Raw genomic sequence first — 26077 nt, forward strand, 5'->3', positions numbered from 1 at the left:
CCACTGCGAATCTTGTCCACCACACCGGGGTTCGCGGCAAGTGCTTCGTCGACGGCGGCTTGAAGCTTGGTGTCGTCTTTCTCCAACACCAGATTCCGCGCCGACATCACCTCTGCGGGCTCGCCCTCACCGGCCAAGACGCCGTCCACGATCTGACGAGCACCGTTGTTGTTGACCTTGCCGTCGGCCACCAAGGCTGCCACCTCGGCCACCTGAGCCGGAGTGATCGCCAGATCCCCCAATTCGACGCCGGCGATGTTGGCCTGCTGCGCCAGGTACGACACCCACCACGACCGCGCAGCCTGCGCCGACGCGCCGGCGTCGACGGTCGCCGCCACGAGTTCGAGAGCACCCGAGTTGACCAAGTCGCGCATTTCCTCGTCGGAGACGCCCCAGTCCTTCTGAATTCGCCCGCGGCGCAACCACGGCAGCTCGGGCAGAGTGGCTCGCAGCTCCTCGATCCACGCTGCATCCGGGGCCACGGGAGCGAGGTCGGGCTCCGGGAAGTAGCGGTAGTCCTCCGCGGTCTCTTTCTTCCGGCCCGCCGTGGTGGTGCCGTCGGACTCCTGGAAATGTCGGGTTTCCTGCGTCACCTCGCCGCCGGATTCGAGCACCGCAGCCTGACGGCGCATCTCGTAGCGCACGGCGACCTCGACGCTCTTGAGCGAGTTGACGTTCTTCGTCTCGGTGCGAGTACCGAACTCGGTGGCCGACTTCCGCATCAATGAGACGTTGGCATCGCAACGCAACGAACCCTGATCCATCCGCACATCGGAGACGTTCAGCGACTTCAACAGGTCACGCAATGCGGTCACGTACGCCCGCGCCACCTCCGGTGCCCGCGCCCCGGTACCGGTGATGGTCTTGGTCACGATCTCGACCAGGGGCACACCGGCGCGGTTGTAGTCGAGCAACGAATGCGACGCGCCCTCGATTCGTCCGGTTGCGCCACCGACGTGCGTCGACTTGCCGGTGTCTTCCTCCATGTGGGCACGCTCGATCTCGACGCGGAACGTACTGCCGTCGTCGAGCACGACGTCGAGGTAACCCTCCGTGGCGATCGGCTCGTCGTACTGCGAGATCTGGTAGTTCTTAGGCTGATCCGGGTAGAAGTAATTCTTCCGCGCGAACCGTCCCCACGGAGTGATCGAGCAATTGAGCGCCAGCCCGATACGGATCGCCGACTCCACCGCAGCAGCGTTGACCACCGGCAGTGCGCCGGGGAGGCTGAGGCACACCGGGCACACCTGCGTATTGGGCTCCGCACCGAACGCGGTGGGGCAACCACAGAACATCTTGGTGGCCGTACCCAACTCGACGTGGACCTCCATGCCGAGCACGGGGTCGAACGTGGCGAGCACATCGTCGTAATCGATCAGATCGACGGTTGCAGCAGTCATGCTCCGTAGTTTATGCATTGCATTCGCCACCCGAGTAACCACGTGTCCTCGGGCACCGATCGCCTCGGGGTCAGCCGAAGAACGCTGCCGCGTCGTCGTACCGGGTCTGAGGGACCCGCTTGAGTTGTTTGGTGGCCTCGGCCAACGACACCAGGCCGATCTCGGCACCGCGCAGCGACACCATCTTTCCGAAGTCTCCGGAATGCGCGGCATCGGTGGCGTTGACACCGAATCGCGTTGCGAGCACACGGTCGTACGGAGTGGGAGTGCCGCCGCGCTGCACGTGACCGAGCACCGTGGTGCGTACCTCTTTGTTGATGCGACGTTCGATCTCGACGCCGAGCTGATGTGCGACTCCGGTGAATCGGACGTGACCGAATTCGTCGATACCGCCGTCGAGCAAATGCATCGAACCTTCGACGGGCTTGGCCCCCTCGGCCACGACGCAGATGAAGTGGGAGTCGCCCCGCTGAAAACGCTTGCGCACCAACGTGCATACCTCTTCGACGTCGAAGGGCTGCTCCGGGATGAGAGTCATGTGCGAGCCCGAGGCCAATCCCGCGTGCAACGCGATCCAGCCTGCGTGTCGCCCCATCACCTCCACCAGCATCACTCGCTGGTGCGATTCGGCGGTGCTGTGCAGTCGGTCGATCGCATCGGTGGCGATGGTGAGCGCCGTGTCGAAGCCGAATGTGACGTCGGTGCAATCGATGTCGTTGTCGATCGTCTTGGGGACACCGACCACCGGTACGCCCTCCTCGGACAGCCACGCAGCTGCCGTCAGAGTTCCTTCACCGCCGATCGGAATCAACACGTCGATGCCGTTGTCCTCGAGGGTCTGCTTGACTCGGTCGAGACCGGCCCGCAACACGTCGGGGTTGGTTCGAGCCGTCCCGAGCATGGTGCCGCCCTTGGTGAGCAGCCGGTCGTTGCGGTCGTCGTTGCGCAGCTGGACCCGACGGTCTTCGAGAAGCCCACGCCACCCGTCCTGGAATCCGACGACCGTGGAGCCGTATCGCGCGTCGGCGGTGCGAACGACAGCGCGGATCACCGCATTGAGCCCTGGGCAATCGCCGCCTCCGGTCAGAACTCCGATGCGCATCGATTTTGGCCTCTCTGCTCGCAGGCCCGCGGAGCGGACCGAAGTGACGAACATCAGCCTAATCGGGCGTGGGTCCCCGCGCGCGCCGGTACCGGTCGGCCTCACTTGGGCGTGACGACACCGGTTTCGTAGGCCAGCACGACCGCCTGCGCGCGGTCGCGTAGCCCGAGCTTGCTCAGCACCTTGCCCACATGGGTCTTGACCGTCTGTTCGGCCAAGAACAGCGCACCTGCAATTTCCGCATTGGACATACCGGTCGCGATCAGTTCGAGAACCTCGCGCTCGCGCGGCGTCAGATCGGCCAGGCGCGAAGGAGTGTTCCTCCGCGCACCGCGACGAGTCGTGACGTCGGAAATGAGCCGTCGGGTCACCGACGGTGCCAGCAGCGCATCGCCGGCCGCGACGACCCGTACGCCTCTGATCAGTTCCTCGGCCGGCGCGTCCTTGAGGAGGAATCCGCTGGCCCCGAGAGCCAGGGCCTCGTAGACGTAATCGTCGATGTCGAAGGTCGTCAGCATCAGGACACGGACCGGAGACGCGTGCGACGCGGACAGGATCGCGCGGGCCGCGTCGAGCCCGTTCATCTCGGGCATGCGCACGTCCATCAGCACTACGTCCGGCAACAGCCGCGCTACCTCGCTGACCGCGGTGCGACCGTTGTCGGCGTCGCCGACGACCGAGATGTCGTCCTGCGCGCCGAGCAGTGCACCGAACCCCTGCCGCACCATCGCTTGATCGTCGGCGATGAACACCGTTGTAACCACGCGTGACAGCCTAAACCGCGTCGCCGGCGTCAGCCGTTGCCGGCGGAGTCGACATTCCGGTCGGCACACGAACCGCAACCTCGAACCCACCGCCGGGCAGAGGGGCGGCATGCAGCCGGCCGTGTGCGGCCTGCGCTCGCTCGCGCATTCCCGCGATTCCGTGCCCGCCGCAATCGCTTCCGGGAGTGCGGGAGATGCTCGGGTTCGGAGCCGGTGCGTTGACCACCGTCATGTCCACGACGGCAGGGCCGATCGCGATATCCACCTCCACCTCGGCTTCGGGCGCATGGCGCGCGGCATTGGACAGCGATTCCTGCAGAATACGGAACAGGGCCAGTCCTGTTGTCTCCGAGACCGATTCGACGGTACCGGCGATGGCCCACCGCACATTCATGCCCGCTCTGCGACTTGCCTGCAATGTGCGTTCGAGATCCAGTGCACTCGGCGCGGGCGCGTCCTGCATCTGCGCTCCATCGCTACGCAGTACCCCGAGCATCCCCCGGATCTCGTTGAGCGCCTCGCGTGCACTCGCGCCGATCGACTCGAATTCCCGAGCCGCGGCCGGTGACACGTCGTCCAGTCGGTACGGCGCGCTCTGGGCCTGAACGACGACCATCGACATGTGGTGTGCCACGACGTCGTGCAGATCGCGGGCGATCTTCGCCCTCTCCTCGAGAATCGTGCGGCGAGTGCGTTCGAGTTCGCTGACCTCCTCCTGCTGCGCGAGCTGCCTGCGCGAGAGAACGAGCCACCGGATCAGCAGCCCGAACACGACCACGGCAGTCAGGCCAACCGACCACCCGATTCCGTCGGAGCTCGGCATGTACGCGAAGAACACCAGCATGCTGGCCAACCACGCCACCAACAGCACCTGCGCCGGAGAACGCAGCGCGACCGCGAACAGCAACGCCAACAGGACGAGGATGTGCACCACTTGCCACGGATAGTCGTAATCCGGAACGCGGTCGAACGCCGCCGGAATCACCAACGCGGACAGCGCCGATACCGCCCACCCCATCGCGGGATTGAGTCTGATCAGAGCGAACGGAAACGCCGCCAACGCTGCGACGAACGGTAGCAACGGAACCGAAACCTGATGCGTGACCGTCAGTGTCGGCCACGCGATCGAGTACAGAATTGCCGTCACCGCGATGATCAGCACGTCGACCGAACGGACGCCGCCGATCTGCTCGGGCACCCGGCGCCGAGCACGTACCCCGAGTTCGAGACTCGTCGACCTTTTCTTTCGCACGTCTCGAGCCTAGGCATCATCGACCGCCGGCGTCCTCGTACCGGGGTATCGGTTCGGCATGGCTCGGAGGTATCAGGACCGCGTCGAACCGGTCCCGGGGGCACTCACCACAGCCGAACCTCGGAGCGATGCTCGCCTCGGCCGGCCGAACTTAGCGTCGATCGCCATGAGCCGGAACATATCTCGCACCCTGATGTGCGTGACAGCTGCCATCGTCGTCGTGACCGCCACGACGGGAGCAGCAACGTCGTCACCCACCGAGGACCGTCGCTCCCCCGTGGCACTGACCGTTCGTGCACTGATCACCGAACCCGCCGAGGACGCTGCGTCGACCATCCCGAGCGACTTCGCGGACGTCATGGGCTACCGGCCCGCGGTGCAGGACGGGATGGCGAGCAATCCCGGCGGGGATTGTTCGTCCCCGATCCCACTGCCACCCGAGTTCGAGGCTGCGTGCCGAGCCCACGACCTGGGCTACGACCTCCTCCGGTACGCGAACGCGACGGGGACGACCGTCGACCCACAGTGGCGCAGGGCGATCGACGCCCAACTCGACAGTCGTATGCACGACGCCTGTGACCATCGCACCGAGGAGGGGGCCCGGCAGATCTGCGACGCAGCTGCGGTCGTCGCGGCCACGGCAGTCGACCTCAATTCCTGGCGACAATCGTTCGGTGCACCGGTCGCCGAACCCGCCATGCCCCTGACACTGTTCGGAGCCGTGCTGGCGCTGACGCTGCTGATCGCATCCGTTGTCGCGCGGTACCGACGTGTGTCGATGACCCCGACCCTCACGGACCGACGCTGATGTCCACCACGGCCATCCCGAACCGTGGGGTCGAGACCCCGGTCGCATCGGATGTCCAGTCGCCCAACCGTCTTCGCCTGCCGAGACTCGGCACGTCGGTGTCCGTTGCAGCGGCTGTGGCGATCTCCTCGGCTCCGTCACTTCTGCCCCGCTCCGCCGTCACTGCGGCCCTGTTCACCGGATTCATGGTGGCACTCGCTCTGACGGTCGCATGGGCGGGCCGACGGGTGTTCGGGCCACGACGGCCCGCGTCGCTACGACTACGAGCGTGGACCGTCGTCGCTGCTGCACTGATCTCGAGCGTCGCGTTGGCCTCGAACATACACTGGCAGAATCGATTACGAGCCGCGATGGACGTCGAGCCGGTGAGCTGGAGCTACGCCGTCGACGTTACCGGGGGTGCCCTGTGCGTTGCGCTCGTACTGTGCGGAGCCGGTAGCGCGCTACGGCGAATCTTCTCCGCTCTGGGCCGGAACCGTTGCGTGGCACTGCTCGTCACGGTCGCTGCGCTGTTATACACCCTGGCCGTTCCGTTCGTGCGGTCCACTCTGTCGGCCTCGTACTCGGCCTCGAACTCGGCGATGGACGACGCAGTGGCCGCCCCGACATCGGAGACGAGATCCGGCGGTCCCGGATCCTCGGCACCGTGGCGCACGCTGGGACGCGAGGGCCGCGCGTTCGCGTCGGGAGGGCAGGATCTCGACACCGTACGGACGTACGTGGGACTCGAGTCGGCCGCGACACCGGACGAGCGTGTAGCACTGGCCGTCTCCGAGATGGAACGGGCTGGAGCCTTCGAACGCAGCGTCGTCGTGGTCGCGATTCCTACCGGGTCCGGCTGGGTGGACGAGAATGCGATCACCGGGGCCGAAAGAACGTTCGGCGGTGACGTCGCGACGGTGGCGGTGCAGTACTCCGACAAGCCGAGTTGGGCGACCTTCCTGTTCGCCGAGGACGACGCCCGCCGGTCCGCGAACGCCGTGGTTCGAGCGGTCGCCACCCGAGCGGCGGCGGAGCCGACCACACCGAAAGTCGTCGTGTACGGCCAGAGCCTGGGTTCGGTTGCAGGAAGTGATGCGTACCTTGCCGTGCAACAGAACATTTCGTCACTCTGCGGGGCTGTCTGGGCCGGCCCGCCCGCGGGATCGGTCGACACCGACGGTGCCGCCGTCCTGGCCAACTCGTCGGACCCCGTCGCGCGATGGTCTCTCGATCTGTTGTGGTCGCCGCCGGATACGACGACGTTCACGATCGACGCCCCACGGCCGCCGTGGTTGCCTGTCGTCGGCTTCCTGCAGACGTCCGTCGACCTGCTCGCCGCATTGGATGTCACGTCGGGCCACGGCCATCGATACGGGACCGACCAAGGTGAGGCCATGGCTCGCTGCCGCTGAAGAGCGGGGCCGCCGGAAAAGGGAGTGCTGGACCGTCAGCCGAGCAGACCGAGCCGATTGCCGAGCCAGTCCATCTCCTGATCGAGCGCCGGAGCCCAGACCTGCATCGAATGTCCTCCCGGCAGCTCGCTGTAGTGCACATCCATGCCCGCGGCGGCGGCTGCCCGGTAGGCCCGCTCGGTCTGCGGCCTGAACTCCTCGTCGTCGGCTCCGACGACGAAGGCACCGGCAGAGTCGGGAAAGCTGTTGCGGGAGAGTACTTTCAAAGGCGTATAACGATCGAACCGATCCTCGTCGGCCGGTGTGTCCGCCCCGTACGCAGCAAGGACCGACTCCGCTCTGGTGCCACGACGTTGTTCGTCCTCACCGGAGATGTCGAGAAATGTGGGGTACGCCGACGGGTCCGTCGTCGCGAGCTGAAGGGCGCAGGTTCCGCCGTAGGAGTACCCGCCGACCGCCCAGGATCGCGGGTCCGAGGACACGTGGAGGTTCGACCGAACCCACTGTGGGACATCGACTGTCAGATACGTCGCAGCATTACCGAGGTCCGAATCCATGCACATCGGGTTGGCTTCGGTGTCCCCCAGCCCGTCGGCGACGACGACAACCGGGGCGACGCCGCCGTGACGTGCCGCGAATGCGTCCATCGTCTGCGGTAGTCGGCCACCTTCGATCCAGTCGACCACGTGGCCGGGCTGTCCGGTGAGCAGCACCAGTACCGGGAGGTCGTCCGCTCCGTCGTCGTACGCGGGAGGAAGATAGACCGTCGCCGGACGAGCACGGAACTGCGACACCGTGCCGGGCACCTCCACGTCGAACAACCGGCCGTGTCCTTCGACGTGCACGACCGGTGTACGCCCGAGTGCCGACGCGGCCGTGGGGTACCGCGTCACCGTCAGGTTGGTCAGTACGGCGGTCGCCACCAGAAGCGCCGCTGCCAGGCCCAGTGCGCTCAGCCCACCGACGGGCGAGCCGAGCGGACGGCCACGGCGGATGCGAACCACGATCGCACCGGCGGCCACGATCGCCAGCACCGTGGCCGCCGCCAATCCGATGACCGGGACCGCTCCACCGAGCAAGGGCAGATGCGCCAACCGGGCGGCCCACCGATGCAGCACCTCGAACTACCGCAGATCGCCGCGGGCAGCCTCGTACGCAGCGCCGACGCGGTAGAGCCGCTCGTCTGCGAACGCGGGAGCCATGATCTGCAGACCCACCGGCAGACCGTCCTCGGACGCCAGTCCGGACGGCACCGACATCGCGCAGTGGCCGGCGAGGTTGGTGGGCAGGGTGCACAGATCGTTGAGGTACATCGCCATTGGGTCGTCGACCTTGTCGCCCAACGGGAATGCCGTCGTCGGGGTCGTCGGCGACACGAGCACATCCACCTTCTCGTATGCCGCGTCGAAATCCTGCGCGATCAAGGTGCGGACCTTCAGGGCCGATCCGTAGTACGCGTCGTAGTAACCGGCCGACAGCGCGTAGGTGCCTATCATGATGCGGCGCTTGACCTCCGGCCCGAACCCCTGAGCGCGGGTGGTGGCCATGACCGACTCGGCGCTGTGGTGGCCGTCGTCGCCCGCACGCAGGCCGTACCGCATTCCGTCGAACCGAGCCAGGTTGGACGACACCTCGGACGGGAGAATCAGGTAGTACGCAGCCAATGCATGGACGAAGTTGGGGCACGACACCTCGACAACCTCGGCGCCGAGCGAGGTCAATGCGGCCACTGCGGCGTCGAAGGACGAGATGACACCGGACTGATAGTTGTCCGAGTGCAACTCCTTGACCACACCCACCTTCACTCCGGTCAGGTCGCCGCGAGCGCCCTCTCGGGCCGCCTCGACGACGGGACGAACCGGGGTGTCGACCGACGTGGAATCCCGCGGGTCGTAACCCGCGATGACCTCGTGCAGCAACGCGGTGTCGAGCACCGTACGACCACAGGGTCCCCCCTGATCCAGCGAGGAGGCGCAGGCGATGAGTCCGTACCGCGAGACGCTGCCGTACGTCGGCTTGGTTCCCACGGTGCCGGTCAGTGCCGCGGGCTGCCGGATGGATCCACCGGTGTCGGTGCCGATGGCCAACGGTGCCTGGAACGAGGCAAGCGCAGCCGCGCTTCCGCCTCCCGAGCCGCCCGGGATCCGGGTGGTGTCCCAGGGGTTCTTGGTCGGTCCGTACGCGGAGTTCTCGGTCGAGGAGCCCATCGCGAACTCGTCCATGTTTGTCTTACCGAGAACCGGAATGCCCGCGGCTCGCAGCTTCGAGGTCAGCGTCGCGTCGTACGGCGACACCCACCCGTCGAGAATCTTCGAGCCGGCGGTGGTCGGCATGTCGGTGGTGGTGAACACGTCCTTGAGCGCCAACGGCACCCCGGCGAGCGGTGAGGCCGGTGCCGAGCCCGCGGCCAGCCCGGCGTCGACGTCGCTCGCCGCGGCCAGCGCCTGCGCGCTCGCCACATGCAGAAAAGCGTGAAGGTCGCCGTCGACCTCGGCAATCCGATCCAGATGTGCCCGGGTCACCTCCACCGCACTGACGTCACGCGAGTGGATACGGTCGGCGAGCTCGGACGCGTCGAGCTTGGTCAGGTCGGTCATTCGCTCTCTCCCAGAATCTGCGGCACCGCGAAACGGCCCTCCTCGGCATTCGGTGCACCGGACAGCGACTGCTCCGGCGTCAGACCGGGAACGATCACATCGGGACGCGTCACATTGACGATGTCGCTGGGGTTGGCTGTCGGCGCAACGTCGTCCGTCGCCACCTCGGCCACGGTCTTGACGTGATGGAGGATCGAATCCAACTGGCCGGCGAACTCGTCGAGTTCGGCGTCGCTGAGAGCCAAGCGCGACAGCCGGGCGAGGTGAGCGACCTCGTCGCGGGAGATATCGGGCACCGCGTAGACCCCTTTCACACAGTAGGAGTGGGGCCTGCAGGAACCGGCCCCGTATTTGCGCAGAGCGAACCGCACAGGTCCGCGAACGCGGTCCAGCCTAGTGCGCACCGTTTCGCCGACCTCACTCCCGGTCAGCGGTCTCGATCGGCCGCCGATCTCGCCCGCACGAGTGTCAGAATTGTCACGTCCCGCGTTGCGTGTCGAGCCGGCCAGGTCGAAGATGCAAAGATTGCTCGCGCCGGGGGTGCACAGTGTTCCCTGAACTACGCCAGACGTCGAAAGGGAGCGTGCCATGTCCTACCTGCTCCGCGTACAGCTGCCCGACCGGCCGGGCAGCCTCGGATCGCTGGCCGTGGCCCTCGGCTCGGTCGGAGCGGACATCCTCTCGCTCGACGTCATCGAACGCGGCGACGGCTATGCGGTCGACGACCTTGTGGTCGACGTTGCGCCCGGTTCGCTTCCCGACACGCTGATCACTGCAGCCGAGAACCTCACCGACGTCCGCGTGGACTCGATCCGGCCGTACACCGGCGTTCTCGACACCCATCGCGAACTGGAACTGATCGACCGGGTCGCAGCGGCATCCGACGACCGTCTGCAAGTTCTGGTCGACGGCGCTCCCCGCGTTCTGCGCGTGGGCTGGAGCACCGTGGTGGCCACCAACGCGCACGGTCCGTTCCGCCTGGTCGGTAGCCCGGGCGCACCCGAAACACACGCCGCCGATCTGCCCTGGTTCCCGTTGACCTCTCCCGCTGCACTCGACTCCGACGCAGACTGGGTACCTCAGGTGTGGCGGGACATGGACACCAAGATCGCTGCCGCTCCCCTCGGCACCACCGGCACCGTGCTGATGCTCGGTCGGCCGGGAGGGCCCGAGTTCAGGCCGTCGGAGGTAGCCCGGCTCGGTTACCTCGCCGGGATCGTCGCAACCGTCCTTACCTGATCACCGGAACTCGCCCGGTCTCCCCTACTGCGACGCGTCGGTGTCCGTCGTCGGCTCCGACACTGCGTCCGGGCCCTCGGTCAACAGACGCGTGAACCCTGCCTCGTCCAGGACCGGTACGCCGAGCTCGACGGCCTTGTCGTGCTTCGAACCGGGCGATTCACCGACGACGACGAACGCCGTCTTCTTCGAAACCGAACCGGCGGCCTTTCCACCCCGCAGCAGGATCGCTTCTTTGGCCTCGTCGCGCGAGTAGGACTCGAGCGAACCGGTGACGACGATCGACAGGCCTTCCAGATTGCGCTCGATGGAGGCGTCTCGCTCGTCCTCCATCCGCACACCGGCATTCCGCCATTTCTCCACGATGGCCCGGTGCCAGTCGACCTCGAACCATTCGGACACAGCAGCCGCGATGGTGCCGCCCACCCCGTCCACCGCCGACAACTCCTCGACGGACGCTGCTTCGATGCGCTCGAGGCTGCCGAATTCTCCGGCGAGGGCTCGTGCGGCGGAGGGGCCGACGTGGCGAATGGACAGGCTCACCAGCACTCGCCACAGAGGCTGATTCTTGGCGGAGGACAGATTGTCGAGCAGTTTGCGACCGGTGGCCGACAATGCGCCCGATTTCGTGCGGAAGATCGCCGTCTTCATCAGGTCTTCTTCGGTGAGCGAGAACAAATCGCCCTCGTCCTCGATCGCACCGGTGGCCAGAAGATCCGTCGCCGCTTCGTATCCGAGACCCTCGATGTCGAAACGCTGCCGTTCGGCCACGAAGAACACACGCTCACGGCGTTGCGCCGGGCAGAACTGCGAATTGGGGCAGCGCAGGTCCGCGTCGCCGTCCTTCGCCGGTGCCAACGGCGTCGAGCATTCCGGGCATTCGGTGGGCATGACGAATTCGGTCTCGTCGCCGGTCCTGGCGTCGACGACCGGGCCGAGCACCTCCGGAATGACCTCTCCCGCTTTGCGAATCGTGACGGTGTCACCGATCAGAACGCCCTTGCGCTTGACCTCCGACGCGTTGTGCAGGGTCGCGAGAGACACCGTGGACCCCGCGACGAGCACCGGCGTCATGTACGCGAACGGAGTCACTCGACCGGTTCGGCCGACGCTGACGCGAATGTCCAGCAGGGTGGTGGTGACTTCCTCGGGTGGGTATTTGTACGCGATGGCCCACCGCGGTGCTCGCGACGTCGTTCCGAGCCGACGGTGCAACGACATCTCGTCGATCTTGACCACCAGGCCGTCGATCTCGTGCTCGACATCGTGGCGGTGCTTGTCCCAGTATTCGACCTTCTCTACGACGGCATCGATCCCCTGCACGCGCGTCGTGTGGGTGGAGATCGGCAGACCCCACGCCTGCAGAGCCTCGTAGGCGTGCCACTGCGAATCGGGGGTGAAGCCGACCATCCGTCCGAAGCCGTGACAGATCATGCCGAGACGCCGCTTCGAGGTCACGGCCGGGTTCTTCTGGCGCAGCGAGCCCGCCGCCGAGTTCCGCGGATTGGCGAACGGGGGTTTGCCCTCTTCGACGAGCGCCGCGTTGAGCGCCTGAAAGTCCTCGAGCCGGAAGAACACCTCACCGCGCACCTCGAGCAGCTCCGGGATCGGATATTCGGCGCTGCCGGTCAAGGTATCGGGTATGTCGTCGATCGTCCGAGCATTGAGCGTGACGTCCTCGCCGGTGCGCCCGTCACCTCGGGTCGCACCGCGCACCAGAGTGCCGTTCTCGTACACCAGGTTCAACGCCACACCGTCGATCTTGACTTCGCACAGGTAGTGCAGATCCGGACCGGCCTCGGTCTCGACCCGCTTGGCCCACGCACGGAGCTCGTCGTGATCGAACACGTTGTCCAAGCTCAGCATTCGTTCCAGATGGTCGACGGCGGTGAACTCCGTCGCGAAACCACCGCCCACGAGTTGGGTCGGTGAATCGGCCGTGCGCAGGTCCGGGTGGGCTTGTTCGAGATCGTTCAGTTCGCGCAGCAGGGCATCGAATTCACCGTCCGAGACGATGGGCGAATCACGCACGTAGTAGCGAAATTGATGTCCACGTACTTCCTCGGCCAGTGTCTGCCACCGCTCGCGGTCGGCAGGGGTGGCAGGATCGAGTTCGACTCCGGCAGCCTCGGCGGCATCGTCGGTTCCTGCAGGCAGTTCGGTCGGCTCAGGCACGTGACGAAGATTATCCGACGGCACCGACATCGAAACGATCCTGCGTCCGGAAGGCTATCTGCCCATCAGGCCCAGCAGCAGGGTGGCGGCGATCAACGCCACCGCGCAGATTCCGGCGGTCAGCGCGAATCCGGTCAGGAAGTCGTCGGAGTAGATACCGCCGAGGACGGAGGCCATCACCGAGAGCAGGACACCGGCGGGCAGACCGCGCCGCTGGGCGTCCGAGAGTCGATACATGTCTCGATCATCGCAGATCCCCGTGTCAGATCTCGTCGACGACCACACTGTTCCCGCCGGACTGCTTGGACCGATACATCGCCGCGTCCGCCGTGCGAGCCGCTCGTCCCACGACGGAGGTGCCCACGTCCCACAGCGCGGAGTCCTCACGCAGCAGTGCCATACCGACGCTCGCCGTGACCGGAATGTCGTCCCGGTGGTCGCACAGCACGCGCACCACATCGACGCCGAGGTCGACGGTGCTCTGCGCAGGTCCGACGACGGCCAGCAGAAATTCTTCGCCACCGGTTCGCGCGAGCACTCCGCCGTGGTGGCGGGCGAGTCTGCGCAGCCGATCCGCGACCCGGACGATGACCTCGTCGCCCCGGCTGTGGCCGTAGCGGTCGTTGACGGCCTTGAACTTGTCGATGTCGACCACCAGGAACGCCATCGACAGTCCGCGTTTGTTCGCGAGCTGCCACAGGTCGAGCAGTTCACTGTCGATACCGCGGCGGTTGTACACCCCGGTCAGAGGATCGAGTACCGACCGCTTGGCGTCGTTGGACAACGTCGTCCACGCCACCTGCGCGAACACCGGTACCGCCACCGTTGCCAGCAACAGCACCACCGTCGCCGTCGCGACCGCCGGTCCGTCTACGGCAACCACCTTGCCGTCCATCACAGCGAGGAACGTGCGAATACCGAAGCCGATGATGAACGTCGCCGTCCACACCAGGTGGGCTACGAGCAATCGAGGACTGAGGAAATACGTACAGAACGCTCCGGTGACGGCGAACAGCACCGTTCCGATCAAGGACGCGACCGGCGCGTACAACACCAGCACCGAGGTCGTCAGAATGTCGCCGAACGCCAGGAACCCGACGAAGAACTTCTTCCCGGGGATCGGGCCGAACACGCACCGTGCGGCAACGAGTACCTGCGTGAACAGGACGAAGAAGACCCACCCGATTGCCGGCGAGCCGGTGGGGCCGAGATCGCTGAACAACATGAGAATCGACGTGAGGGCATACATCAGGACGGCGGTGCCGAAGACGACCCGGATGATTCCCGTCAGTGGACGAGTGGACCGGTGGTTGAGGATCCATTCGAAGTCGTGCGGAGCCCGGTACCAATCCGACGTGGCGGCGGCGAGTTTGGCCAGAACTCCGCGTCGATGCCGGCCGGAACGTCGGAGGGAGGCGACTTCATCGAAGCCGCGACCACCTGATGCCATGTACGAACTCCCACCGATTCAAAGCAGACCCCCGACGGCCGTGTGAATGATGTCACACCTGTTGTACGTCCCGAACGACCCGGGACGGAGCCGCAGGACGCTCCAGGCATTCCGACTCGGCACACTGTGTTTCGTCACAATGTCCCGGTCCGTGGTCACAACGATTCGGGTGCGTCCCGATAGGCCGCGACAACCTCGTGGGTGAGAGCCGTTGCTCGACGAGCCCACTCGGGCGTGCTTCCGGCCAAGCCGCAGGACGGCGTCACCGACACCTGCGAAGCGAGTATCGAACGATCGAAGCCGAGGCTGTCGACCAACTTCACACCGGGCTCGGCGCACTCGCGCCACAGGGGTGGCCGGTCCGGGGTTGCCGACGGAACCGATCCCAGTACGAGGGTCTTTCCGGCCTGGAGCAGCTCTCCCAGCGCATCGAGATCGGTTCGACGTAGCTCGTGTGCATCCACGGCCACTGCGACGGCTCGGGTTCGGCGCAGCAGGTCGACGGGAGCTCCCCCGTCACAGCAGTGCACTGCGACCGGTAGCGCGATGGTGTCGACCAGTGAGTCGAGCAGGTCCAGAACCTCCGGTTCCGGGATCGCGCGCACCGAGTCGATACCGGTGATCCCGGTCAGACTGCCCGCGAGAACGGCGGCGAGACTGGGTTCGTCGAGTTGGACCACCACGTTCGCCGAGAGTCTGCGTGCCACTTCTGCACAGTGCAGACGCAGCCCCTCGCCGAGGGATTCCGCGAAGTGCCGTAGAGCGCCGCGGTCGGTCAGCGCACGGTGTCCGTGCCGCAATTCGACCTGCGCGGCCATGGTGAACGGTCCTGCAGCCTGCACCTTGATGGTCCGGCCGGTACCGCGTAGTCCCGCGACCTCCCACAGTTCCTCGAGCACGTCGAGATCCTCGGTGAGAAAATCCGTCGCACGGCGACCGGCCAGCATCGGACGCGGTACGACGCGGTAGCCCGACGTCCGGACGTCGAGTTCGACGTCGACCATGATGGCTCCGGTGCGGCCGATCATGTCGGCACCGAGCCCGCGCCCTGGCAGTTCGACCACGTGTGGCAGTTCACCCAGCTCGCCGAGGACGATGGCGACGGCCTCACGAACGTCGGTGCCGGGCCACGAACCTATGCCGGTCGCCAGCCCTCCGAACGTGCTCGGGGTCACTCGCGCTCGGATCGGGTGCCCGAGATGGTCGAGCTGCCGATCACGATGTCACCGTGAATGTCCTTGCGGTACAACACCGCTGCCTGCCCTTTGGCGACACCGGTCAAGGGTGCCCGGAGCTGGATCTCCATCCCGTCGCCGACGGCCTCGGCAACCGCGTCGGTCAGCCCGCCGTGCGCCCGAACCTGTACGACGCATTCGATGGGCCCGGTGGGCGCGGTGCCCTCGGTCCACACTGCGCGGTCTCCGGTGATGGACCAGACGTCCAGCTTCTGCGCCGAACCGACCATGACGGTGCCGGTGTCCGGTTCGATCGAGGTGACGTAGCGCGGACGGCCGTCCACGGCCGGTCCTTCCACCCCGAGACCCTTACGCTGGCCGATGGTGAAGCCGTGCACACCGTCGTGGTCCGCCAACTCGGCTCCGGTCTCGGAGTCGACGACCTTGCCGGGACGAACACCGATGTGTGCGCCGAGGAAGGCCCGGGTGTCGCCCGAGGGAATGAAGCAGATGTCGTGACTGTCCGGCTTGTCGGCGACGGCGAGACCCCGCTCGGCCGCTTCCTCGCGGATCTCGGACTTGGGGGTGTCGCCGATGGGGAACATCGCACGCGAGAGCTGCCCGCGGTTCAGGACGGCCAGCACGTAGGACTGATCCTTGTCGGCGTCCACCGCACGCCGCAGAACTCCGTCGTGCAGTTGCGCGTAGTGGCCGGTCGCGACGGCGTCGAAGCCCAGTGCCAACGCGCGGTCCGCGAGCGCGGAGAACTTGATCTTCTCGTTGCACCGCAGGCACGGGTTCGGAGTCTCCCCCGCGGCGTACGAGGCGACGAAGTCGTCGATGACGTCTTCTTTGAACCGATCCGCGAAGTCCCAGACGTAGAACGGTATTCCGAGGACGTCGGCAGCTCGGCGTGCATCCCCGGCGTCTTCTTTCGAGCAGCACCCGCGAGAGCCGGTCCGCAGCGCCCCGGGAGCGGTGGACAGCGCCAGGTGAACGCCCACGACGTCGTGCCCCTCGTCGACGGCTCGAGCCGCGGCGACTGCGGAGTCGACTCCCCCGCTCATGGCAGCAAGAACACGCATCAGCGATTTCCTCCTCGAGCTCCGACGCCGGCAAGTCCGGCGGCACGAGCACGTTCGACGACCTGCGGCAGGGCCGCAAGCACAGTGGTGATGTCCGAATCGGACGAGCCGGTTCCCAACGAGAACCGCAGGGATCCGCGGGCCACGCCCGAATCGCACCCGACCGCGATCAGAACATGGCTCGCGCTCGCCACACCCGCCGTGCAGGCGGATCCCGTCGAACATTCTATGCCCGCGGCGTCGAGAAGCATCAACAGCGAATCCCCCTCGCACCCGGGGAAGGTGAAGTGCACGTTTCCGGCGAGCCGCCCGTCGCCCTCCGGGCCGTTGAGGATGGCGTCGGGCACCACCTCGCGAACCCCGATGATGAGTCGATCACGCAACGCGCGAGTTCGTTCCCCGTGCAGCGACAGATTCTGCACCGTCGATCGCAGTGCGGCCGCCATCGCGACGACGCCGGCCGTGTCGGGCGTGCCGGACCGGACGTCACGTTCGTGTCCACCACCGTGGAACAGCGGCACGCACGGGACCTGACGGCCCAGCAACAGGGCTCCGACGCCCTGTGGGCCACCGAACTTGTGTGCGGCGATACTCAGGGCGGACAGACCGCTGTCGGCGAATCCCACTGGTAGGTGCGGTACGGCCTGCACTGCGTCGCTGTGCATCGGAACGCCGTACTCCGCGGCCACCGATGCGAGTTCGGCGATCGGCATGACGGTGCCGATCTCGTTGTTGGCCCACATGACCGTCACCAGCGCGGTCTCGTCTGCGTGCAGAGCCAGCTCGGCGCGCAGCACATCGGGGGTGACCCGGCCCTCGTCGTCGACCGGGAGCCAGGTGACACTCGCCCCTTCGTGCGCGACGAGCCACTCCACCGCGTCGAGCACGGCGTGATGCTCCACCGAGCTGGCGATGATCCTGGTCAGTGCGGCGTTCGAGTCTCGACGGGCCGAAAAGATGCCCTTGACGGCGAGATTGTCGCTTTCGGTATCACCGGAGGTGAAGATCACCTCGGACGGGCGCGCACCGAGGTCCGCGGCGATCGACTCGCGAGATTCCTCGACCCGGCGACGGGCGGACCGGCCCGAGGTGTGCAGCGACGATGCGTTCCCGACGGTGCCGAACACGGAGTTCATCGCCTCGATCGCACACGGCAACATGGGAGTGGTCGCGGCGTGATCGAGGTACACCGATGGCTGCGGCGGGGCGGGGGCAGGCGTACTGCGCACAGAAGGCATAACGCGCTCGACGATACCCGGTCGAGCGACCGCGGACCTACCTGCGCGAGGTGGGTCCACGGTCGCCCGGTTCAGCTGTGGATCAGGCGGCTGCAACCGTCGGCGCGCTGGGGCTTCGCTCGGCTTCGGCCATCACCTCGTGCACCGTCGGGTCGTAGACGTCCTTCCGGGGTCGTTCCGCAGGCTCCACTCCGTCGTCGCGTCGGATCGCCACCTCGCAGCGCCGCGCGAGGTCGTGTCGATCGCCGCCCGGCGCTTCCGGGGCGGTGAACTCGACCTCGGCGCGCAGTCCGGCGAGCCGGAAGATGCGGCCGATCGACGCTCCGATCGTCTCGTCTCCGACGAAGCACGTCGCGGTGGTCGGTTCGCCGTGTCGATCGAGATAGCGCAGCCGGATGGGCTGCACCCACGTCTCGGAATCGATGGCAGCCTGCAACAGAGCCGGGCGAAGCGATCCGTAGGCCAACCCACACCAGGTGGTGGCCTCGGGGAACACCACGACCGAAGCGCCTGCGCGGATTCGGTCGGCAACCTGGTCGACAACGGCCGGGAGCTCACGCAGTCGTGCGCGATCGATGGGGAGCACCTTCATCGCCCGGGCCAGTCGCCCGAGCAGCGGCCAGTCCACCAGATCGGCTCGCGCAACGAACGTCGACGGGCGCACTGCCGTGAGGACGACGACGTCGGTCCACGAAATGTGTCCGGAAACGTGCAGGGCACCACCTGCCGTACGCGACCGCTCCCGCTCCGAGCGTGTATCGAGCACGGTGAGATCGATGCCGATGGCCGATAGCAGCATCCGAGCGCCCAGCCGCGTCAACGCGTGCCGAACCCGGGGAAAGGGCACCCCCAGGACGACCAACAGCGGCAACAGCGCAAAGGCCGCGATCGCCGCAGCGATGCGCAGAACGAGGACGATTCGACGCACCGTGGGCGGATTCTTCGGCAGACACCCGTCACCGCACGGCGAGGACGGCATCCAGGCGTGTGCGCGAACCAGGGGTTGCGTCATCGGGCACCCGACTCGAATGTCGTTGCTGCAGAACGAAGACGGTCCAGATACCTGGTGTTGGCCTCGTGCAGGCCGAGGAGCGCGACGAAATCCGCCACTCCGAATTCCGGGTCGTGGGCGGGCTCACCGCAGATGGAGGCACCGAGCCGGAGGTACCCGTTCATCAACGGCGGCATGGACGCTCGCTTCGCCGCCGGAATGTCGAGGAGATCGACGCCGTCGACGATCACGGGGTTGTAGGGCACGACCCGCCTGTCGACCGCTGTCGCGTGTCGATCCAACAGCCGGTCGCGAACACCACGCACGTTGGCCCCGACCGCTTCCCCGGGAGCCGATTGCATCGGAACCGACACGCAACCCATCACCCACTCGTATCCCGTCACGTCGAGGTAGTGCAGGATTCCCGCCCACATCAGGCCGAGGACCGACCCCGATCGGTGGTCGGGATGCACAGCAGCCCTACCCATTTCGACGATGTTCATCCCGACGGGATCGAGCGCGGAGATGTCGAATTCGGTTGCGGTGTAATAGCCGCCTGCCGACACCGCGGCCTGCGGCGGCAACATGCGATAGCAACCGACGAACGTGTCGGTCCACTGGTCGCGAACGAGAAGGTGGTCGCAGAAATCGTCGAACCGGTCGGCGTCCAGACCGTCCGTGTCGGTGGGTATGGCAAAGCCGGGCTCGGAGGCGAACACGTCGTAGCGCAGGCGCTGCGCCGCGAGTCGGTGTTCGGGGTCGGTGGACAACACGAGCGAATAGCGGTCGGTGGCCGGGACGATCGATGCAGTCGAGCTCATGACGGAAGTGGTCATGAGGTGTGTCTAACGAGCGGGGAAGACTACCGGGCATCGCCGAGGAGAAGTGTCGGAAGAGTTTGCATGAACACGATTGCGCCAGTCGAAACGCGACGGGCCCCCACCGCAATCGCGATGAGGGCCCGTCGAGCAGAGATTTTCGCCGAGAGGCTATCCCTTGTGCTTCTTGACGGCCTCGGTCAGCTGAGGCGCGACGTTGAACAGGTCACCGACGATGCCGTAGTCGGCGATCTCGAAGATGGGTGCTTCCTCGTCCTTGTTCACCGCGACGATGGTCTTCGAGGTCTGCATGCCGGCACGGTGCTGGATGGCTCCGGAAATGCCGAGTGCAACGTACAGCTGCGGGGAGACGGTCTTGCCCGTCTGGCCCACCTGGAACTGGCCCGGGTAGTAACCGGAGTCCACGGCGGCACGCGAGGCACCCACTGCGGCACCCAGCGAATCTGCCAGATCCTCGACGACGGTGAACTTGTCGGCGCTGCCGACGCCACGTCCACCGGAGACGACGACCGTCGCTTCGGTCAGTTCCGGACGGTCGCCGCCGACGATCGGGTCACGCGAGGTGACCTTGACGGTGCCCTCTTCCTGCGCCGGGACCTCGACGGTCTCGCGGGTTCCCGCTCCGGCCTTCGGCTCTGCCTCGACTGCGCCGGGGCGCAGCGAGAGGACGGGGACGTCGCCGTTGGCCTTGGCCTCGACGGTGAACGCACCACCGAAGATGGAGTAGACGGCACTGCCGTCGCCGTTGATCGCGACGACGTCGTTGTGGTAGCCCGAGCCCAGACGGGCGGCGAGGCGGCCGGCAACTTCCTTGCCCTCGATCGTCGCTGCGGTGATGATCGCCGCAGGCGAGACCGACTCGGCGAGGGACGACAGGACGTCGACCTTCGGCGTGACGAGAAAACCGTCGACGTCGTCGGACTCGGCGACGTAGATCTTCTCGGCACCGGCCTCGGTCAACGCGTCGGCGACCTTGTCGGCGGTACCGACCGGGCCGGTGACGACCGCGGACGGCTCACCCAGTGCGCGGGCCGCGGTGATCAGCTCGGAGCTGACCTTCTTCAGTGTTCCTTCGACGTGCTCCACGAGCACGAGTACTTCTGCCATGACTTTGCTCCTCGTTGGTCTTCGATTGCTCGGTGGGGCGGGATCAGATGATCTTCTGGCCTACGAGGTAGGTGGCGATCTTGTCGCCGCCGTCGCCCTCGTCGGTGAGCCGCTCGCCGGCAGTCTTGGGAGGCTTGGGGGTGGACGAGGTGACCGTCGTTCCGGCGTTGTCGACGCCGACGATGCCGTCCTCGACACCGATGTCGGCCAGAGTGATGGTCTGCACCGTCTTCTTCTTGGCGGCCATGATTCCCTTGAACGACGGGAACCGCGGCTCGTTGATCTTCTCGGTGACGCTCACGATGGCGGGCAGCGTGGCTTCGAGTCCGAAGATGCCCTCGTCGGTCTCGCGCTCGCCGGTGACCTTGCCGTCTGCGACGGACAGCTTGCGCAGCTGCGTCAGGGCCGGGATCTGCAGGTATTCGGCGATGATCGCCGGAACTGCGCCGGTGCGGCCGTCGGTGGCCTCGTTACCCGCGATGATGAGATCGGCAGGCTCATCGTTCTCGAACGCGACGTTGCCCAGTGCCGCAGCCAGGGCGTACCCGGTCTGGATGGCGTCGGAGCCGTGCAGGCTCGGGTCGTTGAGGTGTACCGCGCTGTCCGCGCCCATCGACAGAGCCTTGCGGATCGCGTCGGTGGCGCGATCGGGGCCTGCGGACAGAACCTTGACCTCACCGCCCTGAGCTTCCTTGATGAGCAGGGCTTCTTCGACGGCCCGCTCGTTGATCTCGTCGAGAACGGCGTCTGCAGCCTCGCGATCGAGGGTGTAGTCACCGTCGCTGAGCTTGCGCTCGGACCATGTGTCTGGAACCTGCTTGATCAAAACAACGATGTTCGTCATGGGTCTGCGTCGACCTCCTGGTCATGTTCTGCTGATCGTGAGTGTTCTAACGGTTGCTGCAAGTCGAACGGTTGGTGCAGTTCTACGTTCCGCTACGAGGTTACCCCACCGTAGTTACTGGTGGGTAACTTACCTCCCTGCCCGATCGACCATACATCCGCACCCCGACTGTTATGGAGACCACGTTGGCTTACCTCATCGCCGGAGGCACTAACCTTCCGTCGGTGAACGATTCATCGGCTCGGACACCGGCACCGGAACCACTCCCCCTCACCGGCGAGCGAACTGTGCCCGGCATCGCCGAGGAGAACTACTGGTTCCGCCGTCACGAGGTGGTCTACCGCGCACTCGCAGAGCGGTGCCGCGACCGCACGGTGCTCGAAGCCGGATCGGGAGAAGGCTACGGAGCCAACATGATTGCCGAGGTTGCGGCCTGCGTCGTCGGCCTCGACTACGACGTCTCGGCCGCGACGCACGTCCACGCACGCTACCCCGCGGTGACGATGGTGCGCGGCAATCTCGACCGCCTTCCGTTCGCGGATTCCTCGGTCGGCGTCGTCGTCAACTTCCAGGTCATCGAACACCTCTGGGATCAAGGAGCGTTCCTGGCCGAAGTGCACCGCGTCCTCGAGCCCGGCGGCACGCTGTTGATCAGCACACCGAACCGCATCACCTTCTCGCCCGGACGCGACACTCCCCTCAACCCCTTCCACACCCGCGAACTCGACGCGGCAGAACTCACCGAGTTGCTCGTCGCCGCCCGCCTCGAGGTCACCGAACTCACCGGAGTCCGGCACGGCAGCACGCTGGCCGCCCTCGACGCCAAACACGGCGGATCCTTCATCGACGCGCAGATCGAACGAGCACTCGCCGGTGAACCCTGGCCTGCCGAACTCGCCGAGGACGTCGCCGCGATCACCATCGCCGACTTCGACATCGCGGCCGATCGAATCGACGACAGCCTCGACCTGGTCGCCGTCGCCCGAAAGAGCTCGGCTGCGGTGATCGGGTGACATCCGGTGCCACCGTGCCGGGCATGTTCTCCCTCGTGCTGCACTCTCACCTGCCCTGGTTGGCCAATCACGGCAGGTGGCCCGTCGGCGAGGAATGGCTGTATCAGTCCTGGGCCGACTGCTACCTCCCGCTGACCGCGGCACTGGAACGGCTGGCCGACGACGGTTACACCGACGTCCTCTCGCTCGGCGTCACCCCGGTACTCGCGGCCCAGCTCGACGATCCACATTGCCTGGCCGGCATGCACCATTGGCTCGGAAACTGGCAGCTACGCGCGCACGAGGCAACCGACCCCGCGCTCTCGATACGCGAACACCGGGCATCCGCCGCAGCTCTGGACCGCTTCGAGACGCGATGGCGACACGGCAGCTCGGCAGTACTTCGTCCGCTGATCGACACGGGCATCGTCGAACTGCTGGGTGGGCCGCTCGCGCACCCGTTCCAACCGTTGCTCGACGAAAGACTGCGGCGGTTCTCCCTCAGCGAGGGCCTACGCGACGCCGCCGCCCGATGGGGCACCACGCCCCGCGGTATCTGGGCACCGGAATGCGGATTCACCCCCGGAATGGAAACCGAATACGCGGCCGCCGGCGTCTCGCACTTCATGGTCGACGGCCCCGCCATGCGGGGCGACACCTCCCTCGGCCGGCCCGTGTGGGATTCGGACGTCGTCGCGTTCGGGCGCGACCTCCCGGTCAGCTACCGCGTCTGGTCACCGAAGTCCGGCTACCCGGGCCACGGTGCCTACCGAGATTTCCACACCTACGACCACGCGACCGGACTCAAACCGGCCCGGGTCACCGGCCGCACCGTCGACTCGAACGACAAGGCTCCCTACGAACCCGAGCGTGCCGCGGCAGCAGTGGACCGTCACGTCGCCGACTTCGTCGACGTGGTGCGTCGGCGCTTGATCTCCGAATCCGAGCGGATCGGCCGCGATGCCGTGGTGGTGGCCGCGTTCGACACCGAACTGTTCGGACACTGGTGGCACGAGGGGCCACAGTGGCTCGAGAAGTTGATGCGCGCCCTGCCCGCCGCGGGAGTCACCGTCGGAACGCTGAACGATGCCCGGGAACGGGGATACGTCGGAGCCCCACTCGAACTGCAGGATTCTTCCTGGGGATCGGGCAAGGACTGGCGCGTGTGGGCGGGCGACGACGTCGCCGACCTGGTGAAGCTCAACGCCGAGGTGTCCCGGACCGCGCTCGATGCCGTCGACGCCTCCCGTGCCGTCCGAAGCCGGGCGGGTGGCCCCGAACTGCGCAATCGAGTCGACGATCAGATTCTGCGTGAGACACTCATGGCCGTGGCCAGCGACTGGGCGTTCATGGTCAGCAAGGACTCCGCGGCCGGATACGCCCGAGAGCGAGCTCACGTCCACGCACATGCGCTGCGTGAAATCGCTGCCGCGCAGCAGCACCCGGCCCGAGCCGAAGAATTGGCGCGGCAGTGGAATCACGCAGACGGACTGTTCGCGGCGCTGGACGCACGCAGACTGCCCGATGCACGCCGAGAAGGCCCAGGGGGGCGTAGATGAGAGTTCTGATGGTGTCGTGGGAGTACCCACCCGTGGTGGTCGGCGGGCTGGGTCGCCACGTTCATCACCTGGCGACCGAGCTGGTGCGCTGCGGGCACGAGGTCGTCGTTCTCTCTCGCCGACCCACCGGCACCGACGCGTCCACCCATCCCACCTCCCACCACATCGAGGACGGCGTATTGGTGGTCGCCGTCGCCGAGGATCCGGCGCACTTCGTGTTCGGAGAGGACATGCTCGCGTGGACTCTGGCGATGGGGCACGCCATGGTGCGGGCAGGGGTCGCCCTCGGTAAACCCGGCCTCGGCGACGGCTGGCAGCCCGATGTCGTCCACGCCCACGACTGGCTGGTCGCGCACCCGGCCATCGCTCTGGCCGAGTTCTACGACGTCCCGCTGGTCTCGACCATCCATGCCACCGAGGCCGGACGACACAGCGGCTGGATCTCGGGCACCGTCAACCGCCAGGTCCATTCGATCGAATGGTGGCTCGCGAACGATTCCGATGCGATCATCGCGTGCTCGGCGTCGATGAAGGACGAGGTCACAGCCCTGTTCGACGTCGCCGAGTCGACGGTCTCGGTCATTCACAACGGCATCGACGGATCCGCGTGGAGTTTCCGACGCCGACAGCCCCGCTCCGAGCCCGCGAAATTGCTGTTCGTCGGTCGTCTGGAATACGAGAAGGGCATCCAGGACGCCATAGCCGCTCTGCCACGCGTCAGACGAAGTCACCCCGGCACCACGCTGCACATCGCCGGCGAAGGCACTCAGTTCGGGTGGCTGGCAGGTCTGGCACGCACCCACCGCGTCGCCAGGTCGGTGTCGTTCCTCGGCAACCTGAACCACTCCGATCTGCTCGGATGGCTGCACGGCGCCGACGCCATCGTCCTTCCCAGCCGGTACGAACCCTTCGGCATCATCGCCCTCGAGGCCGCGGCAGCAGGCATTCCGTTGGTGGCATCGACGGCCGGCGGACTCGGCGAGGCGATCGTCGACGGCGTCACCGGGCTGTCCTTTCCGCCGGGTGATGTGGCCGCGCTGACGGCGGCGGTGCGGCGGGTGTTGGACAACGCCGATGCGGCGCAGGAGAGAGCCGTCGCCGCTCGGGAACGTCTCACCGTCGACTTCGACTGGAAGCACGTCGCGGAGTCGACGGCTCGGGTGTACCTCGAAGCCAAGCGCAAGGTTCGCCATCCGCTGGGTCGCCCGCACATCGTCGAACGCGCCCTGCCCGATCGCAGCTGACCCATGTGAGTGGAACCTCGTAGTCCACTACGAGGTTCCACTCACATGGGTCTCAGCTCTCCCGCGCCGCCTCGGCCTGACCGAGAGCCTTCTTGCGCGCGATGTCCTCGAGCGCCGCGATGTACTTCGCTCGCTCGGCTGCGCCGGCCTCCCAGGCCGTCTTGCGATTGCGGACGACTTTGGCCGGGGCACCGACGGCGATGCTGTAGTCCGGAATCTCACCCTTGACGACGGCATGGGCACCGAGGACGCAGCCTCGCCCGATTCTGGTTTCCCGCAGGATCGTCACCTTGGCGGCGATCCAGGTGTCGGGTCCGATTCGTACCGGGCCTTTGACGATTCCCTGGTCCTTGATGGGCATGTTCACGTCGTCCATCCGGTGGTCGAAATCGCAGATGTAGCACCAGTCGGCCACGAGCGTCGACGCGCCGATCTCGATGTCGAGGTAGGTGTTGACGACGTTGTCCTTGCCGAACACCACTTTGTCTCCGATGCGGAGCGAACCCTCGTGGCACCGGATGGCATTGCCGTCGCCGATGTGGACCCACCGACCGATCTCGAGGCGAGACAGTTCAGGGGTGGAGTGAATCTCGACGTTCTTGCCGAGGAAGACCATGCCCCGCAGGATCACATGCGGGTTCGCGAGCTTGAACTTGGCCAGACGGTAGTATCGAACCAGGTACCAGGGGGTGTAGGCCTTGTTGGCGAGCACCCAGTCGAGGGACGCCCGCGTGAGAAACCGCGCCTGCTCGCTGTCGCGTCGTCTCGACCCGCGCCAGCGTGTTCGCAGCGGCGCGTTCCACATACTCGTCATGGACGTTC

At 66.4% G+C, this 26077-nt stretch carries 24 protein-coding genes; 6 read left to right on the forward strand and 18 right to left on the reverse strand.

What is annotated here, in order from left to right; all coding sequences use genetic code 11:
• The 4 genes from gatB to VF34_RS18755 form a co-directional block, all read right to left on the reverse strand.
• Positions 1 to 1400: Asp-tRNA(Asn)/Glu-tRNA(Gln) amidotransferase subunit GatB (gene gatB, locus VF34_RS18740; RefSeq protein WP_045841956.1), on the reverse strand; the 1400-nt coding region annotated here is incomplete at its 3' end.
• Between the two features lie 70 nt (positions 1401 to 1470).
• Positions 1471 to 2502: an ATP-dependent 6-phosphofructokinase gene (locus VF34_RS18745; RefSeq protein ID WP_027496638.1), complete on the reverse strand. Its 1032-nt coding sequence runs from the start codon at positions 2500 to 2502 to the stop codon at positions 1471 to 1473.
• A gap of 101 nt (positions 2503 to 2603) precedes the next feature.
• Positions 2604 to 3266 (reverse strand): response regulator, encoded by a 663-nt coding sequence (locus tag VF34_RS18750; protein ID WP_032366365.1) that lies wholly within the window; start codon positions 3264 to 3266, stop codon positions 2604 to 2606.
• 10 nt (positions 3267 to 3276) lie between these two features.
• Positions 3277 to 4464: a sensor histidine kinase gene (locus tag VF34_RS18755; RefSeq protein WP_045841874.1), complete on the reverse strand. Its 1188-nt coding sequence runs from the start codon at positions 4462 to 4464 to the stop codon at positions 3277 to 3279.
• Positions 4465 to 4717: 253 nt separating this feature from the next.
• Between VF34_RS18755 and VF34_RS18760 the strand changes: the two genes are divergently transcribed.
• Both VF34_RS18760 and VF34_RS18765 read left to right on the forward strand, forming a co-directional pair.
• Entirely contained in the window at positions 4718 to 5326 is a 609-nt protein-coding gene (locus VF34_RS18760; RefSeq protein WP_231578249.1) for a hypothetical protein, read from the forward strand.
• Positions 5326 to 6720, forward strand: coding sequence for an alpha/beta-hydrolase family protein (locus tag VF34_RS18765; RefSeq protein ID WP_045841875.1), 1395 nt, complete (start codon positions 5326 to 5328; stop codon positions 6718 to 6720). Before VF34_RS18760 ends, VF34_RS18765 begins: the two co-directional genes overlap by 1 nt.
• 35 nt (positions 6721 to 6755) lie before the next feature.
• On the opposite strand, the gene VF34_RS18770 is transcribed toward VF34_RS18765, so the two are convergent.
• The 3 genes from VF34_RS18770 to gatC are packed head-to-tail and all read right to left on the reverse strand — an operon-like array spanning position 6756 to position 9613.
• Entirely contained in the window at positions 6756 to 7838 is a 1083-nt protein-coding gene (locus VF34_RS18770; RefSeq protein WP_051365121.1) for an alpha/beta hydrolase, read from the reverse strand.
• A gap of 6 nt (positions 7839 to 7844) precedes the next feature.
• Positions 7845 to 9317: an Asp-tRNA(Asn)/Glu-tRNA(Gln) amidotransferase subunit GatA gene (gene gatA / locus VF34_RS18775; RefSeq protein WP_027496635.1), complete on the reverse strand. Its 1473-nt coding sequence runs from the start codon at positions 9315 to 9317 to the stop codon at positions 7845 to 7847.
• On the reverse strand, positions 9314 to 9613 hold the full coding sequence (gatC, locus tag VF34_RS18780; RefSeq protein WP_027496634.1) for an Asp-tRNA(Asn)/Glu-tRNA(Gln) amidotransferase subunit GatC: 300 nt from the start codon (positions 9611 to 9613) through the stop codon (positions 9314 to 9316). Before gatC ends, gatA begins: the two co-directional genes overlap by 4 nt.
• A 292-nt stretch (positions 9614 to 9905) precedes the next feature.
• Here gatC and VF34_RS18785 point away from each other — a divergent pair, with 292 nt between their 5' ends.
• Positions 9906 to 10556, forward strand: a complete 651-nt coding sequence (locus tag VF34_RS18785; RefSeq protein WP_032372649.1) for an ACT domain-containing protein — start codon at positions 9906 to 9908, stop codon at positions 10554 to 10556.
• A gap of 24 nt (positions 10557 to 10580) precedes the next feature.
• Here VF34_RS18785 and ligA read toward each other — a convergent pair whose 3' ends face one another.
• From ligA to VF34_RS18835, 10 genes are all read right to left on the reverse strand, one after another.
• Positions 10581 to 12731, reverse strand: a complete 2151-nt coding sequence (gene ligA, locus VF34_RS18790; RefSeq protein ID WP_371827915.1) for an NAD-dependent DNA ligase LigA — start codon at positions 12729 to 12731, stop codon at positions 10581 to 10583.
• A 54-nt stretch (positions 12732 to 12785) separates the two neighbouring features.
• Entirely contained in the window at positions 12786 to 12968 is a 183-nt protein-coding gene (locus VF34_RS18795; protein WP_027496631.1) for a hypothetical protein, read from the reverse strand.
• Positions 12969 to 12993: 25 nt separating this feature from the next.
• Entirely contained in the window at positions 12994 to 14181 is a 1188-nt protein-coding gene (locus tag VF34_RS18800) for a GGDEF domain-containing protein (RefSeq protein WP_052718694.1), read from the reverse strand.
• A 155-nt stretch (positions 14182 to 14336) separates the two neighbouring features.
• Positions 14337 to 15356 (reverse strand): methionine synthase, encoded by a 1020-nt coding sequence (locus VF34_RS18805; protein WP_032372650.1) that lies wholly within the window; start codon positions 15354 to 15356, stop codon positions 14337 to 14339.
• Positions 15353 to 16441 carry a tRNA 2-thiouridine(34) synthase MnmA gene (mnmA, locus tag VF34_RS18810; RefSeq protein ID WP_027496628.1) on the reverse strand — a complete coding sequence of 363 codons (1089 nt, stop codon included), beginning with the start codon at positions 16439 to 16441 and terminating at the stop codon, positions 15353 to 15355. The genes VF34_RS18805 and mnmA overlap by 4 nt, the downstream gene beginning before the upstream one ends.
• Positions 16441 to 17679 carry a cysteine desulfurase family protein gene (locus VF34_RS18815; protein WP_045841876.1) on the reverse strand — a complete coding sequence of 413 codons (1239 nt, stop codon included), beginning with the start codon at positions 17677 to 17679 and terminating at the stop codon, positions 16441 to 16443. Before VF34_RS18815 ends, mnmA begins: the two co-directional genes overlap by 1 nt.
• An 82-nt stretch (positions 17680 to 17761) precedes the next feature.
• Positions 17762 to 18691 carry a lysophospholipid acyltransferase family protein gene (locus VF34_RS18820; RefSeq protein WP_045841877.1) on the reverse strand — a complete coding sequence of 310 codons (930 nt, stop codon included), beginning with the start codon at positions 18689 to 18691 and terminating at the stop codon, positions 17762 to 17764.
• Entirely contained in the window at positions 18688 to 19506 is an 819-nt protein-coding gene (locus tag VF34_RS18825; protein ID WP_032372652.1) for a GNAT family N-acetyltransferase, read from the reverse strand. The genes VF34_RS18820 and VF34_RS18825 overlap by 4 nt, the downstream gene beginning before the upstream one ends.
• A 153-nt stretch (positions 19507 to 19659) precedes the next feature.
• Entirely contained in the window at positions 19660 to 20616 is a 957-nt protein-coding gene (locus VF34_RS18830; RefSeq protein ID WP_027496625.1) for an electron transfer flavoprotein subunit alpha/FixB family protein, read from the reverse strand.
• 43 nt (positions 20617 to 20659) lie between these two features.
• Positions 20660 to 21460 carry an electron transfer flavoprotein subunit beta/FixA family protein gene (locus tag VF34_RS18835; RefSeq protein ID WP_027496624.1) on the reverse strand — a complete coding sequence of 267 codons (801 nt, stop codon included), beginning with the start codon at positions 21458 to 21460 and terminating at the stop codon, positions 20660 to 20662.
• A 173-nt stretch (positions 21461 to 21633) separates the two neighbouring features.
• Here VF34_RS18835 and VF34_RS18840 point away from each other — a divergent pair, with 173 nt between their 5' ends.
• Genes VF34_RS18840 through VF34_RS18850 form a run of 3 tightly spaced genes read left to right on the forward strand, consistent with a single transcriptional unit; the run spans position 21634 to position 25255 of the window.
• The gene (locus VF34_RS18840; protein WP_032366359.1) at positions 21634 to 22473 is read left to right on the forward strand and encodes a class I SAM-dependent methyltransferase; all 840 of its coding nucleotides are present in this window, start codon (positions 21634 to 21636) and stop codon (positions 22471 to 22473) included.
• Positions 22474 to 22496: 23 nt separating this feature from the next.
• Complete coding sequence (locus tag VF34_RS18845) at positions 22497 to 24011, forward strand: 1,4-alpha-glucan branching protein domain-containing protein (RefSeq protein ID WP_045841962.1); 1515 nt, start codon at positions 22497 to 22499, stop codon at positions 24009 to 24011.
• Positions 24008 to 25255, forward strand: a complete 1248-nt coding sequence (locus VF34_RS18850) for a glycosyltransferase family 4 protein (protein WP_032372654.1) — start codon at positions 24008 to 24010, stop codon at positions 25253 to 25255. The genes VF34_RS18845 and VF34_RS18850 overlap by 4 nt, the downstream gene beginning before the upstream one ends.
• 52 nt (positions 25256 to 25307) lie before the next feature.
• Here the strand turns inward: VF34_RS18850 and VF34_RS18855 are convergent, their stop codons facing one another.
• Positions 25308 to 26069, reverse strand: a complete 762-nt coding sequence (locus VF34_RS18855) for an acyltransferase (protein ID WP_027496620.1) — start codon at positions 26067 to 26069, stop codon at positions 25308 to 25310.
• Positions 26070 to 26077: the final 8 nt, after the last annotated feature.

Source organism: Rhodococcus sp. PML026 (assembly GCF_000963615.1).
In the GTDB taxonomy this organism is placed as follows: Bacteria; Actinomycetota; Actinomycetes; order Mycobacteriales; family Mycobacteriaceae; genus Rhodococcoides; species Rhodococcoides fascians.